Origin of the sequence: Brevundimonas sp., assembly GCF_041648615.1 — a bacterium.
Lineage (GTDB): Bacteria > Pseudomonadota > Alphaproteobacteria > Caulobacterales > Caulobacteraceae > Brevundimonas.
In genome coordinates, this window is sequence record NZ_JBAZOS010000001.1 from 229220 (window position 1) to 253657 (window position 24438).

Sequence of the window (24438 nt, forward strand, 5' to 3'; positions counted from 1 at the left end):
GATAGCGAGGCGCTTCTTCAGAAACAGCTTCGAGAGAAGCGGTGATAGAGGTGTCGCCAACCGGCTCGCCACCCGCGCAGCTTCCTTCTCAAGCTCAGCGTCCGACAACCCGGACAGGGTTGCTTCGGACGGCACTCCACTGCGATTTCGGGTCGAACGAGCCATTCCCCATTGTGCATGGTCGAGTTCCGCTTGCCACCCTCAGGCGACGGTCGGCTCTCGACCCGTTGCGGACGCCCGCTTTGAACGCTCAACTGGGGGGACGATAGATCATGGCTGAAGCCGCCGAGGAGAGGATATGCCGCGCATTCTGCCGGACATCGGGAGGCTCAGCCGCTTGCATCCGGTTGCTGCATGGTCAGCTGCAGCGATCATTCTTATCTCCTCCTTGGTCCAATGGCTGCTCAGAGCCTTTGAGTGGGGGATGCAAGGAGGCGCATCGACCGACGTCGTATGGCAGTTCTATGTGCCCGCCCTAGGCCTTCCTACCATCGCCATTGCGGGCCTGATTGGACTTCGAGGAGGTACGCTCGCGGGGCGGACTATTTCACTGGTTGCGGCCGCAATGATGTTCCTGAACGCCGGGCTTCTCTGCTTGCTTGCGACAACGGTGGCGGAGCGTCGCGACGCCTTCTCTCCAAGTTGGACAGACATGCATCCTCACGAAACGGGTTTGGTCTTCGTCGTCATCGCGGCGGTGATGGTCGTGCTCGCGATCCGAAGGGGCCGGTCGGCCGAAGTTCGTTAGTTCCGCTTTCCACCCATTTCGGATCCGGCGATCGTCTGCTGCCGGGCTGCGCTCCAAGCCGGCTTCGCCAAACGAAAACCCCCGCCGCTTGCGCGACGGGGGCTGACGTTCCGAAGGAAAAACCGGGGGTCATGAGGGCCCCGGCGGTCCAGGTCTTACTGGTTCGGGTTGGCCGCCGAAGGCGAGGTGTTCGGCGTGTTCTCGGTGGTCATGCCGCCGTCAGCGTTGCCGGCTTGCTGCTCGATCGTGTCGGCTTTTTCGTTCAGAGCCGTTTCAGCGGCTTCGGTCGGAGCGGCGGCAGCTTGCTCTTCCAAGGCGTCGGCCTGGACTTCAGCGGTCTTGTCGGCCTGGCTTTCGCAGGCGGCGACGCCGGCCAGGGCGAAGGTGGCGGCGGCGGCGATGATCAGTTTACGCATGGGATATTCCTTCCAAAGTGGAGACCCCATAACTCTGCCGCGCCGCTTGGGTTCACGCGACCGTGAGAAAAAAGTGTTGGCGCGTCACTTTTCCTCGGCGAACGCCACACGGGCGGCGCCCAGCAGGGCGGCGTGCTTGTGCAGGATCACGTTCGTCGGGATGGCGGCCATATAGTCCTGGAACCGTCCCTTGCGCTCGAACCGCTCGCGGAAGGGGCTAGCCTTGAGGAAGGGCAGGATGCGGGGGGCGATGCCGCCGGCGATATAGACGCCGCCGCGCGCGCCGGTGGTCAGGGCGATGTCCCCGGCCACGGCGCCGAGGATGGCGCAGAAGCGGGCCAGGGTGGCGCCGCACGGGCTGGCCGGGTTCTCCATCGCCTCGGTGGTGATCTGGGCGGGGTCCTCGATGTGGCTCTCGCGGCCGTCGATCTCGGCCAGGGCGCGATGCATGTTCAGAAGGCCCGGGCCGCAGATCAGTCGCTCGATCGAGACCCGGTCGTAGCGGCGGCGCAGGATGCGCAGGATCTCGTCCTCGACGGCGTCGCCCGGAGCGAAACAGGCGTGTCCGCCCTCGGACGGCATGGCCATCTCGCCGCCCCGGCCGTCGCGCAAAAGCGCGGAGACGCCGAAGCCGGTGCCGGGGCCCAGCACCGCGATGGCCGTGTGGGGCTCGCCCTCGGCGGGGCCGCCGAGCGAGGCCAGCATGTCGTCGGGCACGACCGGCGCGCCCCAGGCGAGAGCCTCGAAATCGTTGATCAGGCGGACGGGGTTGAGGCCGAGGGTCTGGAGTTCGGCCTCGGACACCCGCCATGGGGAATTGGTCAGGTCGATCTCGCCGTCCGTGACCGGGCCGGCGACGGCGATGACGCCGCCGGTCGGCTTGACCTCGCAGCCGTCGATGAAGGCCTTCACCCCGCTGAGGAAGGTGGGCCAGGTCGCGGCGGGGAAGCTTTCGTGGTGTTCGAGCACCGGTTTTCCCTCGACCATATGGGCGAGGGCGAAGCGGGCGTTGGTGCCGCCGACGTCCCCGACGAGCAGGGTCTTGTCCCAGGCGATGGTCATCGGAACATCCTTTTTTCCCTGACGTTCGCCGCGCGGCGGCTCACGGCTTGAAGGCGCGTCATGCGTCGACCGCGCGGTCTACGACATTGTTGTCGGGGGGCGTATCGACCTGGGCCGGAGCGCCGACGGGCGGGGCGAAACAGACGGATGCGCCCTCTTCCGCGGTCGAGACGACGTGGCGGAAGGCGGCGAACAGTTCACGGCCATAGCCCCAGCCCGAGCCCTCGGCGTGAACCGTCGAGCGGGGAACGGGCGGGCGGGCGGCCAGGTCGGATACGCCTACGGTGGTCAGCACGCCCGCGTCGGCGTCGAGGCGGATGATGTCGCCGTCGCGGACATGGGCCAGCGGTCCGCCGGCGAGGGCTTCGGGAGATACGTGGATGGCGGCCGGCGTCTTGCCCGAGGCGCCGGACATGCGGCCGTCGGTGACGAAGGCGACCTTGAAGCCCTTGTCCTGAAGCACGGAGAGGGCGGGCGAGAGGCTGTGCAGTTCGGGCATGCCGTTGGCCCTGGGGCCCTGGAAGCGCAGGACCACCACGACGTCGCGATCCAGCCGGCCGTCGCGGAAGGCCTGGAGAGCGTCCTCCTGGGTTTCGAAGACGGCGGCGGGGGCCTCGACGATGCGGTTCTCCGGCTTGACCGCCGAGACCTTGATGACGGCCCGGCCGAGGTCGCCCTGGACGAGGCGCAGACCGCCCTCGGTGTCGAAGGGGTTGGAGGCCGGGCGCAGAATGTCCGTGTCCAGACTTTCGGTGACGCCGTCCTTCCAGACCAGTTCGCCGTCGATCATGACCGGCTCCTGGAAATAGTGGTGGATGCCCTCGCCCATGATGGTCACGACGTCGGAATGGATATGGCCGGCGCCGGCCAGTTCGCGGGCGACGAAGGCGACGCCGCCGGCGGCCTGGAAGGCGTTCACATCGGCCGAGCCGTTGGGATAGACCCGGGCCAGCAGCGGCGTGACCGACGACAGCTGGTCCATGTCGGTCCAGTCGATCAGCACCCCGGCCGAACGCGCCATGGCGACCAGATGGATGGCGTGGTTGGTCGAGCCGCCGGTGGCCAGCAGGGCGACGATCATGTTGATGATCGACTTCTCGGAGATGACGTCAGCCATCCGGCCCTGACCGCTGCGGGCCAGTTCGACGGCGCGCTTCGCCGCCGCCGCCGTCAGGGCGTCGCGCAGTCCGGTCTCGGGATGGACGAAGGCGGTCGAGGGCAGGTGCAGGCCGCCCAGCTCCATCATCATCTGGTTGGAGTTGGCGGTGCCGTAGAAGGTGCAGGTGCCGGGGGAGTGGTAGCTGCCGATCTCGCTTTCGAGCAGCGTCTGACGGTCGACCTGGTTCTGGGCGTAGAGGGCGCGGACGCGGGCCTTTTCGGCGTTGGGTATGCCCGAGGGCATGGGACCGGCCGGGGCGAAGACGACGGGCAGGTGGCCGAAGGCGAGCGAGCCCATGAACAGGCCCGGCACGATCTTGTCGCAGACGCCCAGGGCGATGACGGCGTCGAAGGCGTCGTGGGTCAGGCCGACGCCGGTCGACATGGCGATGACGTCACGGCTGAACAGCGACAGCTCCATGCCGGGCCGCCCCTGGGTGACGCCGTCGCACATGGCGGGGGTCGCTCCGGCGACCTGGGCGGTGGCGTTCACCTCGCGCACGGCGTCGCGGATGATCTGCGGGAAGCGTTCGAACGGCTGATGCGCCGACAGCATGTCGTTGTAGGCGGTGATGACGCCGACATTGGGCTGGGTCCCGGACATGGCGTTGAGCTTGTCCTTGACCGGGGCGCCGGCGAAGGCGTGGGCCCAGTTGGCGCAGGACAGTTTGGCGCGGCCGGCGCCCGAGTCGCGGGCGGCGTCCATGCGGCGGATGTAGTCGGCGCGGGTGGCCTTGGAGCGCTCGACGATGCGGGCGGTGACGGCGGCGACGACGGGATTCAACTGGGCCATCAGGCTTTCTCCGTCCACAGAACGTCGAGCGGGACGTCGGCCGCGATCAGGGCGGCGATAGGCTGGATGCGGGGGTCGCCGGCGGCCTCGCGCTCGAACACCGCCCGCTTGGCGGCGCCGGTCAGGGCCAGGACCACGCGGCGCGCGCTCATCAGATAAGGGAGGTTGATCGACAGCCGCTCGAGGCTCGGGGCGGCGCCGTCGCGACCGTGGGGGACGCCCAGGACGGTGGGCGGCAGGGTCGGGGATAGCAGGGTCTTGAGGGTCGGGCTGTCGGGGAACATCGAACAGATATGGCCATCCTCCCCCATGCCGAGAAGGACCGCGTCGAAGCCTTGGCCATCGAGTTCTACGGCAAGATTGTGGGCGGCCAGCGCGGCGGCCCGGTCTACGGTGATTTCCGGGCGATACAGGGGAATGAACTCCGCTCCCGCCGCCTCCCTGCGCAGCAAGGTCCGCTTGATCAGAGCCGCGTTGGAATCGGGATGATCCTCAGGGACGTAGCGCTCGTCGACCAGCGTGACGAACGTATGCTGCCAAGCCTCATAGGTCCGCCGTTTCGACAGCCGCTCATAGATGGGCGTCGGCGTCGATCCTCCGCAACCGGCGAAGCTCGCCCAACCGGTTTCGTTTCGTCGGCCGTTATCAAGGGCGTCGACAATCAGGTCCTGCGCCGCATCGGCCCAGTCGGCGAGGTTGCCGAAGGTCTGGATGGCGGGAGGCTCACGCATCGCCCGTGTTCCAGTGGCGGCCGGTGCGGGACAGCAGATAGCCGGACTCCGGCGGGCCCCAGCTTCCCGCGGCGTAGTCCTTCGGCTTGAAGGCCGCGCCTTCCCAGGCCTCGGAGACCTCGTCGACCCATTTCCAGGCCTGTTCCGCCTCGTCGCGGCGCACGAACAGGGTGGAGTCGCCGTTCAGGGCGTCCAGCAGCAGGCGTTCATAGGCGATGCGGCGGCGCGGCGGCCGGGCCGATTTGTCGTTCTGGCCCCATGACAGGGACATCTGGATCGGCTGAAGCTGCATGCGCTGGTCGAGACCCGGCTTCTTGTTCATCACCGACAGGGAGATGTCCTCCTCGGGCTGGAGCGCGATGACGAGGCGGTTGGCCTGCACCTGGCCGCGGTCGTTGTCGAAGATGGAATGCGGCAGCGGCTTGAACTGGATGACGATCTCGGTGCGCTTTTCGGGCAGGCGTTTGCCAGTGCGCATGAAGAAGGGCACGCCGGCCCAGCGCCAATTGTCGATGTCGGCGCGGACGGCGACGAAGGTCTCGGTGTCGGACGGGGCGCCGCGCTCCTCGTCGTAGCCGGAAACGGCCTTGCCCTCGACCGTTCCGGCGACGTACTGGCCGCGCACGGTGACCCGTTCGGCTTCCTCGGGACTGATCCTGCGAAGCGAGCGCAGGACCTTGACCTTCTCGTTGCGCACCGAGTCCGGATCGAGGTCGGACGGCGGCTCCATGGCGACGAGGCAGAGAAGCTGGAGCATGTGATTCTGGAGCATGTCTCGCAATGCTCCGTACTCGTCATAATAGGGCCAGCGGTCGCCGACGCCGACGGTTTCGCCGACGGTGATCTGGACGTGGTCGATGCTGAGGTTGTTCCACAGCGGCTCGAAGATGGTGTTGCCGAAGCGGAGGGCGATCAGGTTCTGGACCGTCTCCTTGCCGAGGTAGTGGTCGATACGGAAGACCTGTTGTTCCGAGAAGGCGTCGGCCACGGCGTCGTCGATCTCGCGGAAGCTTTCGAGATCGCGGCCCACGGGTTTTTCCAGCACGACGCGATCGTCCGCCTCGGCCAGGCCGGCCGCGCGCATGGCCGTGACGATGCGGGCGTAGAGCGAAGGCGACACGGCCAGGAAGGAGGTGCAGGCGCCGTCGCCGACCTTGTCCTTGAGCGGCTTCAGGCTTTCGGCGTTGGTGGCGTCGACGGCCAGATAGTCGAGGCGGGCCGCCATGCGGTTCCAGGCCTCGTCCGACCAGGCGTCGTCGGCCCGGGCCTTGCCCTCGACCGCGGCGCGGACCCTGGCCACGTATTCCTCACGGCTTTCGTCCGAGCGGGCCGCGCCGATGATCTTCAGGCCGTCGGGCAGCAGCCCGTCGTGCTCGAGGAAGTAGAGCGAGGGCAGAAGCATCCGCATGGCGAGGTCGCCACCGCCGCCGAACAGCACCAGGGCCGCCATGCGCTCTCCTTCGTTCAGGTCCCGGCTGGACCGGGGCTTTGTCTGGCCGCTTCCGCCCGCTGAGCCAAGACGTCGAGGACGTCCTGAAACACCATGTTACGGGCGCGGAGAAGCACCAACAGGTGATAGACCAAATCCGCGGCCTCGGATGCGAGTTCCGAATCCGGTCCGGCGGCGCCGGCCAGGGCCGTCTCGACGCCTTCCTCGCCGACCTTTTGCGCGGCCCGTTTGGGGCCTTCGGCGAGGAGGCGGGCGGTCCAGCTTTCGGCGGGGTCGGCCGCGGCGCGGGCGGCGATGGTCGCCTCCAGGCGGGCGATGCGGCCCAGACCGGGCGCATCCTCGTCGCCGAAGCAGCTGATGCGGTTCAGGTGGCAGGCGTTGCCGACGGGGCGGACCTTGAGGACGAGGGAGTCCGCGTCGCAGTCGGGCGTGATGGAGACGACGTGCAACCGGTCGCCCGAGGTCTCGCCCTTGCGCCAGCGGCCGCCGCGCGAGCGTGAGAAGAAGGTGGCTTCGCCCGAGGCGATGGTTTCCTCAAGGGCGGCCCGGTCCATGTATGCGAGCGTCAGCACCTGCAGGGTCGCGGCGTCCTGCACCACGACGGGGATCAGGCCGCCGGACTTGTCGAAATCGAGGGTGGCGGGATCGATCACAGTCTTATCTCCTGCCCGGCGTCCGAGAGGAACGCCTTGAGGTCGGGAATGGTCAGGCTTCCGGTGTGGAAGACGCTGGCGGCGAGCGCGCCGGAGACGTCGGCCTGTTCGAAGACATCCAGGAAGTGAACCGGGGCGCCGGCGCCGCCCGACGCGACCAGCGGGATGGTCAGAAGGGCGCGGGCGGCGGCCAGCTGGGCGATGTCGTAGCCGCGGCGGACGCCGTCCTCGTCCATGCAGTTGAGGACGATCTCGCCGGCGCCGAGGGTCTGGGCCTCGACGATCCAGTCCATGGTGCGGCGGCCGGCGCCGCGGCTGGCGGTCGGGTCGCCCGTGTACTGGTGCACCACCCAGTCGTCGCCCGCGCGTTTGGAGTCGACGCCGACGACGACGCACTGGCCGCCCAGCCGTTCGGCCATCTCGCCGATCAACTCCGGGCGTTCGAGGGCGGGGGAGTTGATCGAGACCTTGTCCGCGCCGTGGTCGAGACAGCGGGCGGCCTGATCGACCGAGCGGATGCCGCCGGCGACGCTGAAGGGGATGTCCAGCAGGCGGGCGATGTCCTTCACCCAGCCGTAGTCCAGGGTGCGGCCCTCGGGGCTGGCGGTGATGTCGTAGAAGACCAGTTCGTCGGCGCCCTGATCGCGGTAGCGGGCGGCCAGTTCCGATGCGTCGCCCATGTCCGTGTGGCCCTGGAAGCGGACGCCCTTGACCACGCGGCCGTCCTTGACGTCGAGACAGGGGATGATGCGGCGGGCGGTCATGCGATGGCCGCCACGGCCTCGGCGACGGTGAAGCGGCCTTCGTAGAGGGCGCGGCCGACGATGACGCCGTCGCAGCCGGCGGCGCGGGCCGCGGTCAGGTCGGACAGCTGCGACACCCCGCCCGAGGCCTGGACCTTCAGGTCGGGACGGCGGCGGACGATCTCGCCCAGCAGCTCGATATTGGGACCGGTCAGGGCGCCGTCGCGGCCGACATCGGTGACCAGCAGATGGCGGGCCAGGCCGGGGGGATAGCGATCCAGAGCGGCCCACAGATCGACCTCGGCGGCCTCGGTCCAGCCCTTGAGGGCGGGGATCCAGCGGTCGCCGTCGGCCTTGACGTCGATGGCGAGGGTGAGGCGTTCGGGGCCGAACCGGATCAGCCAGTCGGCGACGGTCGCGGGTTGCGACACCGCCAGGGAGCCGACCACGACCCGGGCCACGCCGGCGTCGAGCAGGGTCTGGACGTCGTCGGCGGAGCGGACCCCGCCGCCCGACTGGATACGGATATCGACCGCCCCGGCCAGCTCCCCGATCAGGGCGTGCTGCATGGGGCGCCCGGCCTCGGCGCCGTCGAGGTCGACGATGTGAGCCCATGCGGCGCCGCTGGCGGCGAAGGCGGCGAGGCGCGCGGGCGGCTTGTCGTCATAGCGGGTGACGGCGTCAAACCGGCCGTGCATCAGCCGCACGCAGACGCCCTGACGCAGGTCGATGGCGGGGTAGACGATCACGCGGGAAGCTCCAGGAAATTCTTCAGGATGCGGGCTCCGGCCGCCGCCGAGCGCTCGGGGTGAAACTGGCAGCCCCAGCGGTTCCCGGCGCGGACCACCGCCGGAACCGGCCCGCCGTAATCGGCGCGGGCGAGAGTCGCCGGACCGTCCGGGCAGACGAACGCATGGACGAAATAGGCCCAGGCGCCGTCCTCGACGCCGTCCAGAAGCGGGTCGTCCCTGAGCCGGGACAGCCGCGACCATCCCATATGTGGGACAGGAAGTCCGGGGCCGGGCGAAAGGGGCCGGACCCGACCGGGGATCAAGCCGAGCAGGTCGGTCGATCCGTCTTCATCACTGGAGTCAAACAGCAATTGCTGACCAAGGCAGACTCCGAGCAACGGCCGCTCGAACGCCCGGATCGGCTCTATCAGCGAAAGGTCGCGGAGGCGGGACATGGCGAAGCCGGCCGCCCCGACGCCGGGCAGGATCAGCCGCTCGGCGTCCGCGACCGCGGCCGGGTCGGCGGTCAGGCGAACGGTGGCGCCGAGACGCTCCAGCGCGAACTGGACGGAGGCGACGTTGCCCGCGCCATAGGCGAGAATGGCGACCTCGCTCACAGGACGCCCTTGGTCGAGGGGATGGCGTCGCCCTCGATGCGGATGGCCTGGCGCAGGGCGCGGCCGAAGGCCTTGTAGACGGCCTCGGTCTTGTGGTGATCGTCGACGCCGGTGACCGAGACGTGGACCGCCGCCCCCATGGCCTCGGCGAGGGAGCGGAAGACGTGGGCGGTCAGATCGGTGCGGTAGTCGCCGATGAAGGGCGTCGAGAACGTGCCTTCGAACACGGGGTAGGGCCGGCCCGACAGGTCGATCGAGACCGAGGCGTTGGCCTCGTCCATCGGCACGGTGAAGCCGTAGCGGGCGATGCCCTTGCGATCGCCCAGCGCCTGTTTCAGCGCCTGGCCCAGGGCGATGGCGGAGTCCTCGATGGTGTGGTGCGGATCGGTGTGCAGATCGCCCTCGCAGGCGAGACGCAGGGAGAAGCCGCCGTGGGTCGCGACCTGTTCGAGCATGTGGTCGAAGAAGCCGACGCCGGTGACGATGGATACGGGGCCCGTGGCGTCGAGGTCGACGGCGCAGACGATGCGGGTCTCCTTCGTGTCGCGGACGGCCTGACCGGTGCGGTGTGGGCGGCCGAACGTGGAGCCGAGGCCGAGGGCGGCCAGAAGCCGGTCGTTGACCTCGACCGTGGCGGAGACCGGGAGGCGGATGCGCTCGCCGGCGCGTTCGGCGGCGACGCCGAGGCGGGCGAGGGCGGCGGTGACCGCGTCCGGGTCCGACGGGCGGGCCATGATGACCGGGCCGAAGCCGGGCTCGACGGGCATGTCACGGCTCAACGCCTTGACCAGTCGCTCGCGCTCGCGGCGGACAGCGGCGACGCGTTCGCCGCTCTCCATCATCCGCGACGGGTCGAGCGCCTGCAGGGCCAACCGAATGGAGACCTCGGGCAGGGCGTAGGGCTCGAGCACGGAGGTCAGCCGGGCGAGGCTGGCGGGCTGGGCGAGGGCGGCGCCGACCCGGGCGCCCGCGAGCCCGTAGGCGAGCGACAGACTGCGCAGAACGATCAGATTGGCGTGGTCGGCGACGACGGTCGCGGCGGAGGCGGCGTCGGCGAACTCGGCCATGCCCTCGTCGATGACCAGCAGGGCCGGCGCGACGCGTTCGGCCATTTCGGCCACGGCCTCGGGCGAGCCGAGGGCGCGCAGGACGACGACGGCGACGGGGGCGCCGACGGGCGGGACGGCGTAGAGTCCGGCGAGCGCGCGGTACGGCTCGGCGTCGGGGGCCTCGACCGCCTGACCGTCGCGGGCGGCGAGGCGGAAGACCAGCTCCAGACCGTGGGTCAGGCCGCGCACCGGCAGGACCTGATCGGCAGCCACGCCATAGATCCCGGCCATGCGGGCCGCGAGGGCGCGGGGCTCGGCCGGGTAGCGGTCGAGGCCGTCGCCGCCGGCGACCAGCGGTGCGAAAGGGGCGGGGAGGTTGTTCATTCGCCCGTCCTCAGATCGGCGGCGCGGGCGTGGGCCTCGAGGCCCTCCAGCCGGGCGAGACGGGCGGCGATGGGGGCCAGTTCGGCGGCGCCGGCCTCGGTGACGCTCTGGACCGACATGGAGGTCATGAAGCTGGCCGTGGTCAGGCCGCCCAGGGTGCGGGCGGCGCCGTCGGTGGGCAGGACGTGGCTGGGACCGGCGGCGTAGTCGCCCAGGGTCTCGGCCGCGAAGGCGCCCAGGAAGACGGCCCCGGCGGCGGTGATCTTCGCCACGCGGTGCTCGGCGTCCTCGGTCTGGAGGGCGAGGTGTTCGGGGGCGTAGGCGTTGGCGACGGCGCAGGCCGTGTCGAGATCGGGCACGCGGATGGCGCAGCCCTCGGCCAGGGAGGCGCGGGCGATGGCGGCGCGGGGCAGGGAGGGCAGCTGGGCGTCCACTTCGGCGAGGATTTCGTCGATCATCCGCTCGCTGTCGCAGACCAGAACGACCTGGGCGTCGGGGTCGTGCTCGGCCTGGCTGAGCAGGTCGGCGGCGGCCAGCACAGGATCAGCCCGGCGGTCGGCGATGACCAGCAGCTCGGACGGGCCGGCGGGCATGTCGACGGCCGGACCGCCGGGGCGGGCGGCCGCCTGTTTCTTGGCCTCGGCGACCCAGGCGTTGCCGGGACCGAACAGCTTGTCGCAAGGCGCGATGACGCCGTCTTCCAGCGTGGCGCCGAAGGTCAGGGCGGCGATGGCCTGGGCCCCGCCGATGAGCCAGAGTTCCTCCAGCCCGGCCTCGGCGGCGGCGTAGATCATGGCCGGGTGCGGCGCGCCCGACTTCGAGGGCGGGGTGACGGCGACGCGGCGATCGACGCCCGCGACGGCGGCGGGGATGGCCATCATCAGCAGGGACGAGAACAGGGGGGCCGAGCCGCCGGGGACATAGAGGCCCGCGGACCGCAGCGGTCGCCAGACCAGACGCGAGCGGACGCCGGGCGTGATCTCGACCCAGTCGCTGTCCGCGGGGCGGGTCGCCTCGTGGAAGATGCGGACGTTCTCGGCGGCGATGCGGATGGAGCGGGTGTCGGCGGGCCGCAGCTGATCGCGGGCGGCGGCGACGACGTCGGCGGTCAGGGCGATGCGACGCGGCGGGGCGCCGTCCAGTTTGACGCTCCAGTCGGTGACGGCCTGACCGCCGCGCGTGGCCACATCCTCGAGGATGTCGCGCACCGTGTCGGTGACGCGGGCCTCGGTGCGTTGGCGCGGGCGGGCGAGGGCGGCGGCGCGGCCGGCGGCGTCCAGCGTGCTCCAGTCGAAACGCTTCATCACATCATCTTCTCGATCGGGAGGACGAGGATGGCCGAGGCGCCGGCGGCCTTGAGCCGTTCCAGGGTTTCCCAGAAGACGGCCTCCTGACAGACGGCGTGCACGGCCACGGCGTCGTCGCGTCCGGACAGGGGCATGACGGTGGGAGCGCCGGCGCCGGGGAGGATGGCGGTGATCTCGTCGAGGGCCGAACGCGGCGCGTTCAGCATGACGTATTTGGCGCCCTGGGAAGAGACGACGCCGGACATGCGTTCGATGATGCTGTCCAGCAGGTGTTGCAGGCCGGGTTCGGGCGCGACCGGAGACCTGATCAGCACCGCCTGGCTTTCGAGAACCGTGTCCTTGGCCGACAGGCCGTTCGCCTCGAGCGTCGCGCCCGTGGAGACGAGGTCGCAGATGGCCGAGGCCAGCTTCAGCCGCGGGGCCACCTCGACGGCGCCGCGCATGGTGACGATGTCGGCCTGGACCCCTTGGGCGTCGAGCCAGCGGCGCAGGATCTTCGGATAGGAGGTGGCGATCCTCAGGCCGTCCAGCGAGGCCGGGCCGTCATAGGCCAGGGTCGGGGGCGTGGCGATCTTCAGGGTGCAGCGGCCGAAGCCGAGCGGCATCAGGACTTCAGCCACGGGGCCGCCATTGCGGACCTCCTCCAGCACATTCTCGCCGACGATGCCCAGGTCGCAGACGCCGTCGGCGACGAAGGTCGGGATGTCGTCGTCGCGCACCCGCAGCAGGTCGATGGGATAGTTTTCGACCCGGTACAGGAGGTCGTTGTTCCCCTTGACCACGCGCAGGCCCGCGTCACGGACGAGGTCGAGGCTGCGATCGGACAGGCGGCCGGATTTCTGGACGGCGATGCGAAGCCGGCCCTGGACGGTGCTCATGTTTTCTACTCAGGTTTTGATGCGGTCGAGGACGAGGCGATAGCCCTGGTGCGGCATCTCTTTCAGGAACCGGGCGACCCGGACGACGGTGGTGGGGCTGGCCCGGGCTTCGGCCGCGATCTCGCGATAGGATTTGCCGCCGGCGTCGAGCAGGCGCGCCACCGCCCAGCGCTCGGCGAAGGCGCGCAGTTCCGCCGGGGTGCAGAGATCGGCGAGAAACGCGTCGAGCTCTTCGCGCGACCGTAGCGACAGCAGCGCGTCATAGAGCGCGATGCGGTCGTCGGCTGCCTTGGCGAGCGTTTCGCGGGAGAGGGTGTCGGCCATGGCGCGTTCCACTATGCTGTAACAATGGAACAGTCAAGCGAGGGATGAGGGATGAGGGATGAGGTTCCGGGCAGGGACCAGACAGCGCCGCCATTCTTTCCTACCTGATCCCTAGTCCCTCATCCCTCATCCCTCATCCCCGGCCCCTAGCCCCCCGCCTCCGAGCCCTCTATCTGAACGCCATGACCAGGGTTGTGATCATCGGCGCGGGCCATGCGGGCGGGACGGCGGCGGCCTTGCTGCGGCAGTACGGGCATGACGGCCCGATCGTGCTGGCGGGCGAGGAGCCGGCGCCGCCCTATCAGAGGCCGCCGCTGTCCAAGGCGTGGCTGAAGGGCGAGGCCGATCTCGAGGCGCTGCTGCTGCGGCCCGAGGTCTTCTACGCCGAGCACGACATTGACCTGCGCACCGGCGTCACGGCCACGGCGATCGATGCGGCGGCGCGGACCGTGACCTTCGCCGACGGGACCGTGGAACCCTATGACGCCCTGATCCTGGCGACCGGCTCGACCGCCCGGCGGCTGACGATTCCGGGCGCGGACCGGCCCGGGCTGCTGGAACTGCGGACCCTGGCCGACGCCGGGCGGTTGAAGGCGGCGCTGGCCCCCGGACGGCGGCTGGTCATCGTCGGCGGCGGCTATGTCGGCCTGGAGGCCGCGGCCTCGGCCCGGGCGCTGGGGGCCGAAGCGGTGGTGATCGAACGGATGGACCGGGTGCTGGCCCGGGTCGCGTCGGAGACCCTGTCGGCCTTCTTCACCGCCCGCCATCGCGCGGAGGGTGTGGAGATCCTGACCGGGGCCGAGGTCACGGCGTTCGAGGAGGCGGGGGTGCGGCTGGCGGACGGGCGGCTGATCGAGGCCGATGCGGTGCTGGTCGGCGTCGGGGCCCTGGCCTGCGATGCGCTGGCGCGGGCGGCGGGTCTGGCCTGCGAGAACGGCGTGGTCGTGGATGAACACGCGCGGACCTCGGACCCGGCCATCTGGGCCATCGGCGACGCGACCTTCCGTCCGGTCGCCGCGCACGGCGGGCGGCGGCATCGTCTGGAGAGCGTGCCCAATGCGTTGGAGCAGGCGAAACAGGCGGCCGCGGCCATCGTCGGGCGGCCGGCGCCGGCGCCGGAGGTCCCGTGGTTCTGGTCGGATCAGTACGACCTCAAGCTTCAGATCGCCGGCCTGCCCGACGGCGCCGATCGCCAGATCGTGCGCGGCGATCCGGGCGTGATCGGAGCGGGGGCGTCGTTCGCCGTCTTCCATCTGGCGGGCGACCGGATTCTCTGTGTCGAGGCTGTCAATGCGCCGGCCGAATTCATGGCGGGGCGGATGATGATCGGCAAGGCCACGCCGGTGGATGCGGAGAAGCTGGCCGATCAGTCGGTGTCGATGAAGATGGTGGCCGCCGGCTAGCGGATGACGGCCTTGGCCGCGTCGGCCGGCGCGGCCAGCCGCTCCAGCAGGGCGGCCATCGGCACGGGGCGGCCGATCAGATAGCCCTGCGCCAGGTCGCAACCCATGCCGCGCAGCAGGGCGAGGGCGGTGGGCGTCTCGACCCCTTCGGCCGTCACCTTCAGCCCGAGACCGTGCGCCAGATCGATGGTCGACTTGACCAGCAGGCCGTCGCGCGCCGAGTCGTCGAGGCCGAGGATGAAGCTCTTGTCGATCTTCAGTTCGTCGGCGCGAATTCGCTTCAGATAGGTCAGGGACGACAGACCCGAGCCATAGTCGTCCAGCGAGACGGAAATACCGGCGTCGGCGAACCGGTCGACGATGCGCAGGGCCGTCTCGGGATTGTCCATCACCGCCGTCTCGGTGATCTCGAAGCAGAGGTCGGCGCCGGAGGTCGCGACCTCGTTGACGGCGAAGTCAGCGAAGCTTTCGTCGGACAGCAGGCGGCCCGAGATGTTGACCGCCACGGTCAGGACGTGACCGGCGGCGGCCATGGTCTTCTGGTCCTCGATCGCGCGACGGATCGCCCATTCGGTCAGGGGGCGGATGTGGCCCGTCTCCTCGGCCATGCCGATGAACAGGTCGGGCGAGACGACGCCCCGGCGCGGATGGGTCCAGCGCATCAGGGCTTCGACGCCGGTGATCCCCTCGGCCCGGAAATCGTATTTCGGCTGATAGGCGAGGGAGACCTCGCCCTCGCTGAGCGCGGTCATCAGCTCCGAGATCAGCGACAGGTTGCCGCCCGGGTCGCCGTAGGCGATCTCGTCGAAGGCGGCGGCGGCGCGGCGGGCCGCGCGCGCCTGATCGAGGGCGATGGCGGCGCGGTCGACCGGCGAGGTCAGGGCGGAACCGGCCGCGCCGTGGCCCGCCACGCCGGCGGTCAGGGTGATGTCGACCGGCGCGCCGTTGACGTTGATCGGGGCCTGGGCCGTACCGGCCAGATGTTCGGCCGCCTCGAGCGCTTCGGCCTTGTTCCTGGCGATGATGACCAGACCCACGGAGCCCGCGCCGACCCGGGCCATCGGCGCGCCGTCGGCGAGGGCGGAGAGCCGGGCTCCGAGCACGGCCAGCAAGCGGCCCATGGAATCGTAGCCGATGGCGTTGCGCACGACCTCGAAGCGATCGACGCCGAACAGGACCACCCAGGCGTCGGTATGGGCCCCGGCCTGGCGTTCGAGGGAGAGACGGTTGGGAAGGCCCGTCTCCTGATCGTGCAGCGCCATGTGGGTCAGTTTCGCCTCGCGATCCTTCAGGTCGCCGACCATGGCGTTGAAGCTGGCGGCGAGACGGCCGATCTCGTCGGCGGAGGTGACCGGGGCCTGCACATATTCGCCGTGCTGCAGGCGATGGACGGCCTCGTCCAGGGCGGTGATGGGCCGGGTCAGGCCCCGCGACAGCACCCAGGTCCCGCCCAGCAGAAGCGCGAGACCGGCGGCCCCGATGGCCGCCAGCCACAGGAACAGGGATTCATAGGGTTTCATCGCCCGGTGCAGCGGATAGGTCAGCAGCAGAGCCGCCTTCGCCGTGGGGTCGAAGTCGGGAAGCGCGCGCGCCAGCTGCATCGACGGCCCCTCGGGCGTGTCGATGGTGACCGGCCGGTCCGTTGAAGCCTGTGAAGGGTTGAGGACCACCGCAGCGGACAGGGGAATGGCGGAGAGACGCTCCAGATTGCGCATCTGCCCGGCGTCCAGCCGCTCCGCGAAGACGACCCAGCCCATCAGCACGGGGGCGTTGACCGGTGCGGCCACCACCTGGAACGGCTGACCGTCGATCGTCAGCACGCCCGTTTCCAGGCCGGAATCGAGGCCCCTGAGCAGCAGATCCAGAGCGGCGGCGTCGGGCTGGACGCCGACCTGGGTTGCGTGGCCGTCGATGCCCAGGATCAATGCGCCGTCGACGCCCTGGCGAGTCCGCAGATTATCCAGCGCCGAACGCACCGTCGGCGCGTCGTCGGTGGCGACGGCTTCACGGAAGCCGTAGTCCCGGGCCAGGACGCTCGCCCCCTGCCGCAGTTGCGATGAGCGGGCTTCCCAGAGCTGTCCATAGACGGCGCCCGCCGCAGCCATTTCATCGCGGACCATGTGGCGCGCGCTGCTGGTCACGGCGGTGACGACGGCGATGCCGCTGAGGGTCAGGGCCAGCCCGAACAGTCCCATGTAGAGCAAGGTCAGACGCGTCCGCAGATTGCGGAACGTCGAAAAGCGATGGAACAGGCCGGAAAGGGTCATCTCACGACCGCGCGCGCCGTGAAGTCGCCGAAGATCGTGTGGCGCGCGGGGGCGGCGGAAACGGTCAGGGGCCGGGCGAGCTCGTTTCCGCGGCCCGCCAGCCGCGGATGCCAGACCCGCAGCGTGGCCCCGCCCGCAGGAACGCCGCGCAGTATCGCGTCGCCGGCCGTGTCGGTCTTCATCGCCCACGGCGTGTCGACCACCTTGATGTAGGCCAGCATTTCGTCGTGGATGTTGCAGCCCAAGGCGGCCACACCCGGGGTGGTGAAGGTATGGCTGCGGGTTTCGTCACGTCCGTAGAGCTCAAGCTCAAAGCGGGCGCCGCGCGAGAAGGAATAGACGTGGTGCCGGACCCGATCGAGGTTGGGAAAGGCGACGGCCCCGCCGACGGGCGCGATCAGCACATAGGGCAGGAACCGGACATCCTGCTGCGCCATGCGTGAGGCCCAGGGGAAGCGGATCGGTCCGCGGGGAACCCCCGCGGCCGGGTGCACGGTCACGACGGCGTCCCGGACCGGCCGTCCGGCGGCGTCGCGCACGCTCACCGTCAGGTCCCCCGCGACAGCCGGAGCCGCGAACGAGAGCGCAGCGAGAAGGGTGAGGAGGAGACGCATCCGTCAGCTTGTACAAACTCAAGATGAAATCGAGGTAAATCACATTGATCTGCGAGATCCCTGATTCTCATTACATATTTTTCGAATGCACATACAGTCAAGCTTGTTGGATTTTACTCGGCCTTAACCACGTTTCCGTATCGGCGATGTCACGGGTGGAGATCAGGGCGTGGACCGACGAGTGATTGCATTGACGCTGCTTGTCTCGGCCGTGACCGGCGGCGCCGAGGCCCAGTCTTTCATTCCGGAAGCGCGGGCCGGGGGCAAATTGCTGCTGACCGGCGGAGTTTCGAGCATCGAGGGGTCGGGCGGCGGCGGCATAGCGACCTGGGCCACGGTGACCGGCTATGGCGAGGAGGACGGGATCGGCGCGAACGTCCATGCCACGTTCGTCGATCTGCCGGACTACCAGTTTCGTACGGCGGGTTTCGCTGTCGGCCTGTGGGACCGGGTCGAGCTGTCGGCGGCGCGACAGGCGTTCGACACCGGCGCCGCCGGCGCCCTGCTGGGGCTGGGTCAGGGCTTCACCTTCACCCAGGACGTGATCGGGGTAAAGGTCCGGCTGACGGGCGACGCGGTCTATGACCAGGACCGCTGGGCGCCGCAGATCGCGGTGGGCGTGCAGCACAAGACGAACGACCAGGGCGCGGTCATCGCGGCGGTCGGCGGACAGGACGATCAGGGCACGGAATTCTATATCGCGGCGTCAAAACTGTTTCTGGCTCAAAGCGTGCTGGTGTCCGGGACAGTGCGGCTGACCAACGCCAACCAGACGGGCCTGCTGGGCTTTGGCGGGGACGCCAATGACGACCGCGAGGCCCAGTTCGAGGGATCGGTCGGCTGGCTGCTGAGCCGCAATCTGGTGGTGGGGGCGGAATACCGGACCAAGCCGGACAATCTGTCCTTCGCCGCGGAGGACGACTGGTTCGACGTCTATGCGGCGTATGCGATCAACAAGCATTTGTCGGTGACGGCGGCGTGGGCGGATCTGGGCTCCATCGCCACCTTCGACGACCAGCGGGGCCTCTATGTTTCGCTACAGGCGGGGTTCTGAGATGATCGGCCGATCCCTGTTCATGGCGGTCCTCGTCGGTTCCGTCCTCGCCGCGGGCGCCGCCGTCGCCCAGGACCCGGCGCATGGCCCGGGCGAGGAAGCCGTCGACGCCTATGCCGTCGCCGATGCGAACGCGGGCGCAACCCCTTTCACCGGCACGGCCATGTTCGAGGCCTTCCACGGGCGGGCCGGCATCGACCGGATGGTCGACAGCATGCTGGACGGGGCGAAAGCCGATCCCCGGACGGCGGGCATCTTCGTCGCCACCGACATGGTCCGGCTGCGGCGGACGCTCAAGGAACAGTTCTGTTACGTGCTGGGCGGCGACTGTGGCTACACCGGGCGGTCGATGGTCGATGCGCACGACGACCTGGGCCTGCAACCCGCTGACATGGGGGCCCTGATCGAGCACCTGCAGAACGCCATGGATGCGGAGAACATACCCTTCCGGACCCAGAACCGGTTCCTGGCCAGGCTGGCTCCGATGCGCCGGGACATCGTCACGCGGTAGCGTCAGCGAATAATATTGCGACTTATTCGCAATTTTGATTGCGTGGTCCGGTGAAGCTGATATTGCGAGCTGATCGCAACTTCAAGCCTCCCGGATCGCCCCATGACCTCCCGCGCCGACGCGCTTCGCGCCCTTCTGTTCGCCTCCAGCGCCGCTGGAATGTTGATGGCGGGCCCGGTCCTGGCCGAACCGGGACCGGACGGAGAACCTCAGGAGGCGACGACGCTGGAGACCGTCACCGTCGATGGTCGCCCGGTGAGGCGTGAACCGACGGGTTCCGAATTCGTGGCGCCCCTGGTCGACACCCCGCGCTCGGTCACCATTATTCCCCAGCAGATCATCGAACAAACGGGAGCGACCTCGCTGCAGGACATCCTGCGCACCTCGCCGGGCATCACCTTCGGCGCCGGCGAAGGCGGCCAGCCGCTGGCCGACCGGCCGTTCATCCGGGGCCAGTCCTCGGGCAACAACATCTTCGTCGACGGCATTCGCGACAGCGGCGGCCAGCAGCGGGAGGTCTTCAACCTCGAGCAGGTCGAGGTCATCAAGGGGCCGGACGCGGTCTATTCCGGCCGGGGTTCGGGCGGCGGCAGCATCAACCTTGGGTCCAAGGCCCCGCGGCTGACCGACTTCACCCGCTTCGGCCTCGGCGCCGGGACCGACGGCTATCTGCGGGCGACGGTCGATCAGAACTGGAACCTCGGCGAGACGGCCGGCCTGCGGATCAATCTGATGGGTTCGGAGGGCGACGTGCCCGGGCGGGACAGCGTCGACTACGACAAATGGGGCGTCGGCCTGTCGCTGGCGGCGGGTCTGGGCACGGGCTCGACCGCGACCTTCAGCTACTATCACCTGACCTCGAACCAGATGCCCGACTACGGCGTCCCGCTGTTCACCAAGATCGGCGTGCGCACGACCGACAGCGGCATTCTGGATGTGCCCCATGACAGCTTCTACGGCCTGGAGGCGCGGGACTATCTGACCAATACGGTCGACACCTTCACCTTCGATTTCGAGCATGCGTTCAATGACAATCTGACGCTTCGCAACGTCAGCCGCTGGTCCGAAACCCTGAACGACTATGTGGTGACCAACCCCGGCGACGGCGGCAATGTCGCCAACGGCGGCGCGGCCCTGATCGGCGGGACCTGGTGGATGAAGCGCGGGACCAAGTCGCGCTGGAACCCGACCCAGACCATCGCCAACGTCACCGACCTGACCGGGCGGTTCTCGACCGGCGGCCTGCGCCACAGCTTCGACATCGGCCTGGAGCTGGCGAGCGAGACCAACAAGAATGCGTCCTACACTGTCACCACGACGAGCGGCTCGGCCTGTCCTGCACCCCTGACCGGTTTTGACTGCACGCCGGTGTACGCCCCGAACCCTCAGGATCCGTGGACGGGCGCCATTGTCCGGGGCCTGATCAGCGACGCGACCACCGACACGGTCGGTCTTTACGCCCTCGACTCGATCGAGCTCGGCGAGCGGTTCGTGGTCAATCTGGGTCTGCGCCATGACGGCTATTCGGTCGAAGGCCTGAGCGCGTCGGGCAATGCGGCGGCTCCGGTCTATACGCCGGTCGGCGGCGACTGGGACTTCCTCAACTACCAGGTCGGGCTGGTCTACAAGCCGACGGCCGGTTCGAGCCTTTACGTCTCCTACGCCACCTCCGCCACGCCGCCGATCACCGCGGGCGGAGATCAGAGCACCGGCGGCAACGGAACCGGTTCGGGCAACCTGGCCGGCGCCGTGCTCGATCCGGAAGAGACCATCAGCTATGAGGTCGGGGCCAAGGCCAATCTGTTCGGCGACCGCCTCTCGGTCTCGGCGGCGGCCTTCCTGCTGACGCGCGAGAACGCCCAGATCCAGGTCTCGCCCGGCGTCTTCGAACAGGCCGGAGAGGCCGAGGTGAAGGGGATCGAACTGGGCGTGTCCGGCAATGTCACCCGCCAGTGGCAGGTGTTCGGCGGCTATACCTGGATGGACAGCGAGCTGGTTTCGGGCGCCTACAGCAACGTCAATGTCGGCGACCCGCTGGCCAATACGCCCGAGCATTCGTTCAGCCTGTTCTCGACCTACCGCGTGACGCCGAAACTGAGCCTGGGTGGCGGCGTCTACCATGTGTCGGACAGCTTCGGGGGCAATCAGGGCGGCGCGGGCGGCGGGACCAACCGCGTCTATGCCCCGGCCTGGACCCGGGTCGACCTGTTCGCGTCTTACGACCTGAACGACACCGCCTCGCTGCAGCTGAACGTCCAGAACGCGGGCGACGAGGAATACATCCTGCGCACCAACGGCGTGCACCACGCCGATGTGGCGCCGGCGCGGCAGGCTATCCTGACGCTGAATCTGAGGTACTGATCCGCCCATGCTGCTGCACATCCCCGGCGTCTTCACCAAGGACGAGGTCGCAACCCTGCGGGCGCGGCTGGACGCCGGGCCGTGGGTCGACGGCAACGTCACCTCGGGCCACCAGTCGGCCGGGGCCAAGGTCAACCGGCAACTGCCCGAGGACAGCGCCGAGGCGCGCGAGGTGGGGGCGCTGATCCAGCAGGCGCTGAACGCCAATCCGATGTTCGTCTCGGCGGCCCTGCCGCACACGGTCTTTCCGCCGCTGTTCAACCGCTATGAGGGCGGGGAACGGTTCGGCCTGCACGTCGACAACGCCATTCGCCAGCGGGGCCCTGTCCGGATCCGCAGCGACCTGTCGGCGACCCTGTTCCTGTCGGAGCCGGAGGATTACGACGGCGGCGAGCTGATCGTCGAGGAGATGTACGGCCCGCAGAGCGTCAAACTGCCGGCCGGGGACATGGTCCTCTATCCGTCCAAGAGCCTGCACCAGGTCACGCCGGTGACGCGGGGCGCGCGGGTCTCGAGCTTCTTCTGGATCCAGAGCCTGGTGCGCGACGACGCGGATCGCGAGACCCTGTTCCGGCTGGACGTGGCCATCCAGCGGATCAGCGCCGACAAGGGGCCGCAGGACGCCGCGGTGCTGGAGCTGACGGCCGTCTATCACAACCTGCTGCGGCGCTGGGCCGAGGCCTGACCATTTCGACAACGCCCGGGGCGCGAAAACCGGCTATTTCGACCACTACGGGCCGGGATATGCGCGACAATCCGGCGAGACATGCGACACAATCCGCCGGTACATCGATGACACGTCCGACACATCGGGTCGTGACATCCGCGACATCCGCGACACGCGCCTAATAGACATCGCGACGGTAGCGGCCGGTTTCGGTCAGGACGGGAAGGCGTTCGGCTCCGAGGGCGGATTCGAGCGCCGCGTGCACGCCGCGGGACATCCCCTCGAGACTGCCGCAGACGAGGATGACCGCGCCGCGATCCACCCAGGAAACGAGTTCGTCCGCGTGCTGAGCGATCAGGCGCTGGACGTAGCGGCCGTCCGCGGCGTCGCGCGAGAAGACACGGTCGAGACGGGTCAGGTCGCGGGTCCTGAGGGCTGCCTGAAGCTCGTCGTCGAGGAAGGCGTCATGGGCGCGGGTGCGTTCTCCGAACATCAGCCAGACGCCGCCGTGCGGCCGGCCGGCGCGGGCTTTCCAGTGAGCGCGGAGCCCGGCCAGACCCGTGCCGTTGCCGATCAGGATCAGCGGGGTTTCGGGCGCGGGGCCGTGGAAGCTCCGGTTGGGGCGGATGCGCATGTCGATGGCGTCGCCGATCGCGAGGTGATGCGTCAGCCAGCCCGAGGCAAGGCCGGGCGAGCCGTCGGGGCGGGTCAGGCGGCGGACGATGAACTCGGCGCGGCCGTCGCCCGGCAGGGAGGCGACGGAGTATTCGCGGCTGCCGGGGTCGGTCCCGTCGGCGCGCGCCGGCAGGCCGATCTCGGCGATGTCGCCCGCGACCCAGTCCGGGGCGTGACCGTCAGGCGCGAAGGCCAACAGCCATGCCTCGCCGCCCGGGCTGCCCGGATTGAGGTGGCGGCGCTCGACCAGGGTCCAGCGATCAAAAGCCGGCGGCGTCCAGTCGGGCTGGATGGTGGAGCCCGTCAGCAGGCCCAGCTGATGCTGCCAGTCCCGGATGGCGCCGGCGTCGCCGTTATCGACCTCGACCCGGTCGAACAGGGGCTCAGCCCCTGACCGCTGCAGCCAGCCGTCCAGAGCGCGGCCGAAGCCACAGAAGTCGTTGTAGGTGTGGTCGCCGAGCGCCAGCAGGCCGTAGCCCAGGCCGGAAAGATCGACGGGGGCGCCCATGGTCTGACGCACGAAGCGCGAGACGCCGTCCGGCGCATCGCCTTCTCCGGTGGTGGAGGCGACGACCAGCAGCCGGCCCGCGGCCTTGAGCGCGGCCGCGTCGAGGTCGCCCAGCGGCATGACGCGGACGCTGGTCCCGGCGTCGGACAGGCTGCGCGCGGTCATCCAGGCCAGTTCCTCCGCAAGTCCGGTCTGGCTGGCGAAGGCGACGGTGGCCGCGTCCGAGCCGGAGGAGTCCAAGGCCCCCGCGCGGGACGCGGCGGCGCGGCGGGCGCGGGCTCCGCTCCAGGCGACGGCGGCTACGACCAGCAGCCAGAGGCCGACCGCGACGCCGGTCCACAGCCAGCGAACGGGATCGGCGGTCACGCGCCCTCGGCGGCCATGGCGGCGAAGGCGGGCGAGACGACCTCGGTCACGCCGGTGTCCGTACGGATGACGAAGGCGGCGGCGATGTTCAGCGCCTCGGCGTAAGCCGGGCCCTCCTCGGGGCCCATGACGGTCAGGGCGGTGGCCATGGCGTCGGCGTAGAGGGCGGTGTCGGCGAGGACTGTGACGGAGGCCACGCCGTGGTCGACGGGCCGGCCGGTGCGGCCGTCGAGGGTGTGGCTGTACGACTGGCCGGCGACCTCGAACCGCCGGACCCAGTCGCCCGAGGTGGCGACGGCCATGTCGAACAGGGCGGCGGCGGTGCGCGGCGCGGGCGTGCCGGGGGCCTGTTGCAGTTCGACCCACCACGGGTGGCCGCCCGGCTTGACCCCGGCGCCGCGCAATTCGCCGCCGATCTCGACCAGGTGATGGACGGCGCCGAGGGCGGTCAGGCGGTCCGAGACGCGGTCGACGGCGTGGCCCTTGGCGATGCCTGACAGGTCCAGTTTGACGCCGCCCAGCTGCTGGACCGCGCGGGCCTCGCGGTTGAGGCGCAGGACGCCCCAGCCGCTGAGGGCGCGGGCGGCGGCGACAGCCTCGTCGGACGGGACGTCGGGGCGCGGACCGGGCGGGCCGAAACCCCACAGGTCGACCAGGGCCCCGAGCGTCGGATCGACGGCGCCGTTGGTGTCGTCAGCCAGATCGAGGGCGGTGTTCAGCAGCGCCCAGAACGGCTCGGACACGGCCCAGAAACCGGCCGGCGCCGCGTTGAAGCGGGCCAGTTCGGAGGTCGGGTCCCAATGGCTGAACAGGGCGATGATGGCCGTCAGTTCGTCCTCGATCGCCGTCTGGAACGCCGTGCGGTCCAGCCCTTCGGGCGGAACCAGCCGCACGGCCCAGTCCGTGCCCATGGTCTCGCCGGCGAAGTCCCAGAGAACATCGCCCGTCGGCAGGACGGGCGTCCGGCC

Annotated in this window: 23 protein-coding genes; 6 read left to right on the forward strand and 17 right to left on the reverse strand. The window is 69.6% G+C overall.

Annotated features, from left to right (window positions below; genetic code table 11):
* Window positions 1-298: 298 nt before the first annotated feature.
* Window positions 299-748 carry a hypothetical protein gene (locus WC555_RS01135; protein ID WP_373250395.1) on the forward strand — a complete coding sequence of 150 codons (450 nt, stop codon included), beginning with the start codon at window positions 299-301 and terminating at the stop codon, window positions 746-748.
* Window positions 749-903: 155 nt separating this feature from the next.
* On the opposite strand, the gene WC555_RS01140 is transcribed toward WC555_RS01135, so the two are convergent.
* The 13 genes from WC555_RS01140 to WC555_RS01200 form a co-directional block, all read right to left on the reverse strand.
* Complete coding sequence (locus tag WC555_RS01140) at window positions 904-1164, reverse strand: hypothetical protein (RefSeq protein WP_373250396.1); 261 nt, start codon at window positions 1162-1164, stop codon at window positions 904-906.
* Between the two features lie 84 nt (window positions 1165-1248).
* A complete protein-coding gene (glk, locus tag WC555_RS01145) occupies window positions 1249-2226 on the reverse strand; it encodes a glucokinase (RefSeq protein WP_373250398.1) in 978 nt (325 codons plus the stop codon).
* Between the two features lie 58 nt (window positions 2227-2284).
* Window positions 2285-4177 carry a phosphogluconate dehydratase gene (gene edd / locus WC555_RS01150; protein ID WP_373250400.1) on the reverse strand — a complete coding sequence of 631 codons (1893 nt, stop codon included), beginning with the start codon at window positions 4175-4177 and terminating at the stop codon, window positions 2285-2287.
* The gene (gene pgl / locus WC555_RS01155) at window positions 4177-4908 is read right to left on the reverse strand and encodes a 6-phosphogluconolactonase (protein WP_373250402.1); all 732 of its coding nucleotides are present in this window, start codon (window positions 4906-4908) and stop codon (window positions 4177-4179) included. Before pgl ends, edd begins: the two co-directional genes overlap by 1 nt.
* Complete coding sequence (zwf, locus tag WC555_RS01160) at window positions 4901-6358, reverse strand: glucose-6-phosphate dehydrogenase (protein ID WP_373250404.1); 1458 nt, start codon at window positions 6356-6358, stop codon at window positions 4901-4903. The genes pgl and zwf overlap by 8 nt, the downstream gene beginning before the upstream one ends.
* Window positions 6359-6372: 14 nt before the next feature.
* On the reverse strand, window positions 6373-7011 hold the full coding sequence (gene hisIE / locus WC555_RS01165) for a bifunctional phosphoribosyl-AMP cyclohydrolase/phosphoribosyl-ATP diphosphatase HisIE (RefSeq protein WP_373250406.1): 639 nt from the start codon (window positions 7009-7011) through the stop codon (window positions 6373-6375).
* Complete coding sequence (gene hisF, locus WC555_RS01170) at window positions 7008-7775, reverse strand: imidazole glycerol phosphate synthase subunit HisF (protein WP_373250407.1); 768 nt, start codon at window positions 7773-7775, stop codon at window positions 7008-7010. The genes hisIE and hisF overlap by 4 nt, the downstream gene beginning before the upstream one ends.
* Window positions 7772-8503, reverse strand: a complete 732-nt coding sequence (hisA, locus tag WC555_RS01175; protein WP_373250408.1) for a 1-(5-phosphoribosyl)-5-[(5-phosphoribosylamino)methylideneamino]imidazole-4-carboxamide isomerase — start codon at window positions 8501-8503, stop codon at window positions 7772-7774. The genes hisF and hisA overlap by 4 nt, the downstream gene beginning before the upstream one ends.
* Window positions 8500-9102, reverse strand: a complete 603-nt coding sequence (gene hisH, locus WC555_RS01180) for an imidazole glycerol phosphate synthase subunit HisH (protein ID WP_373250410.1) — start codon at window positions 9100-9102, stop codon at window positions 8500-8502. Before hisH ends, hisA begins: the two co-directional genes overlap by 4 nt.
* Window positions 9099-10535 carry an imidazoleglycerol-phosphate dehydratase HisB gene (gene hisB / locus WC555_RS01185; protein WP_373250411.1) on the reverse strand — a complete coding sequence of 479 codons (1437 nt, stop codon included), beginning with the start codon at window positions 10533-10535 and terminating at the stop codon, window positions 9099-9101. Before hisB ends, hisH begins: the two co-directional genes overlap by 4 nt.
* A complete protein-coding gene (gene hisD / locus WC555_RS01190) occupies window positions 10532-11839 on the reverse strand; it encodes a histidinol dehydrogenase (protein WP_373250413.1) in 1308 nt (435 codons plus the stop codon). Before hisD ends, hisB begins: the two co-directional genes overlap by 4 nt.
* A complete protein-coding gene (gene hisG / locus WC555_RS01195; protein WP_373250415.1) occupies window positions 11839-12720 on the reverse strand; it encodes an ATP phosphoribosyltransferase in 882 nt (293 codons plus the stop codon). Before hisG ends, hisD begins: the two co-directional genes overlap by 1 nt.
* Window positions 12721-12729: 9 nt before the next feature.
* Window positions 12730-13044 (reverse strand): YerC/YecD family TrpR-related protein, encoded by a 315-nt coding sequence (locus tag WC555_RS01200; protein WP_373250417.1) that lies wholly within the window; start codon window positions 13042-13044, stop codon window positions 12730-12732.
* Between the two features lie 182 nt (window positions 13045-13226).
* On the opposite strand from WC555_RS01200, the gene WC555_RS01205 reads away from it, so the two are divergent.
* Window positions 13227-14447: an NAD(P)/FAD-dependent oxidoreductase gene (locus tag WC555_RS01205; protein WP_373250419.1), complete on the forward strand. Its 1221-nt coding sequence runs from the start codon at window positions 13227-13229 to the stop codon at window positions 14445-14447.
* Here WC555_RS01205 and WC555_RS01210 read toward each other — a convergent pair.
* Complete coding sequence (locus tag WC555_RS01210) at window positions 14444-16714, reverse strand: putative bifunctional diguanylate cyclase/phosphodiesterase (protein WP_373250421.1); 2271 nt, start codon at window positions 16712-16714, stop codon at window positions 14444-14446. The two genes, WC555_RS01205 and WC555_RS01210, sit on opposite strands and share 4 nt — an antisense overlap.
* Window positions 16711-17328: a methylamine utilization protein gene (locus WC555_RS01215; protein ID WP_373250423.1), complete on the reverse strand. Its 618-nt coding sequence runs from the start codon at window positions 17326-17328 to the stop codon at window positions 16711-16713. Before WC555_RS01215 ends, WC555_RS01210 begins: the two co-directional genes overlap by 4 nt.
* A 181-nt stretch (window positions 17329-17509) precedes the next feature.
* On the opposite strand from WC555_RS01215, the gene WC555_RS01220 reads away from it, so the two are divergent.
* The 4 genes from WC555_RS01220 (at window position 17510) to WC555_RS01235 (ending at window position 21939) form a co-directional block, all read left to right on the forward strand.
* Window positions 17510-18382: a DUF3034 family protein gene (locus WC555_RS01220; protein WP_373250425.1), complete on the forward strand. Its 873-nt coding sequence runs from the start codon at window positions 17510-17512 to the stop codon at window positions 18380-18382.
* 1 nt (window position 18383) lies between these two features.
* On the forward strand, window positions 18384-18893 hold the full coding sequence (locus WC555_RS01225; RefSeq protein WP_373250426.1) for a group 1 truncated hemoglobin: 510 nt from the start codon (window positions 18384-18386) through the stop codon (window positions 18891-18893).
* A 102-nt stretch (window positions 18894-18995) separates the two neighbouring features.
* Window positions 18996-21254, forward strand: coding sequence for a TonB-dependent receptor (locus WC555_RS01230; protein WP_373250428.1), 2259 nt, complete (start codon window positions 18996-18998; stop codon window positions 21252-21254).
* Between the two features lie 7 nt (window positions 21255-21261).
* Window positions 21262-21939, forward strand: a complete 678-nt coding sequence (locus tag WC555_RS01235; RefSeq protein ID WP_373250429.1) for a Fe2+-dependent dioxygenase — start codon at window positions 21262-21264, stop codon at window positions 21937-21939.
* Window positions 21940-22099: 160 nt separating this feature from the next.
* On the opposite strand, the gene WC555_RS01240 is transcribed toward WC555_RS01235, so the two are convergent.
* Together WC555_RS01240 and WC555_RS01245 are read right to left on the reverse strand one after the other, a co-directional pair.
* Entirely contained in the window at window positions 22100-23470 is a 1371-nt protein-coding gene (locus tag WC555_RS01240; RefSeq protein ID WP_373250430.1) for a sulfite reductase subunit alpha, read from the reverse strand.
* Window positions 23467-24381 carry an FAD:protein FMN transferase gene (locus WC555_RS01245; protein WP_373250431.1) on the reverse strand — a complete coding sequence of 305 codons (915 nt, stop codon included), beginning with the start codon at window positions 24379-24381 and terminating at the stop codon, window positions 23467-23469. The genes WC555_RS01240 and WC555_RS01245 overlap by 4 nt, the downstream gene beginning before the upstream one ends.
* Window positions 24382-24438: the final 57 nt, after the last annotated feature.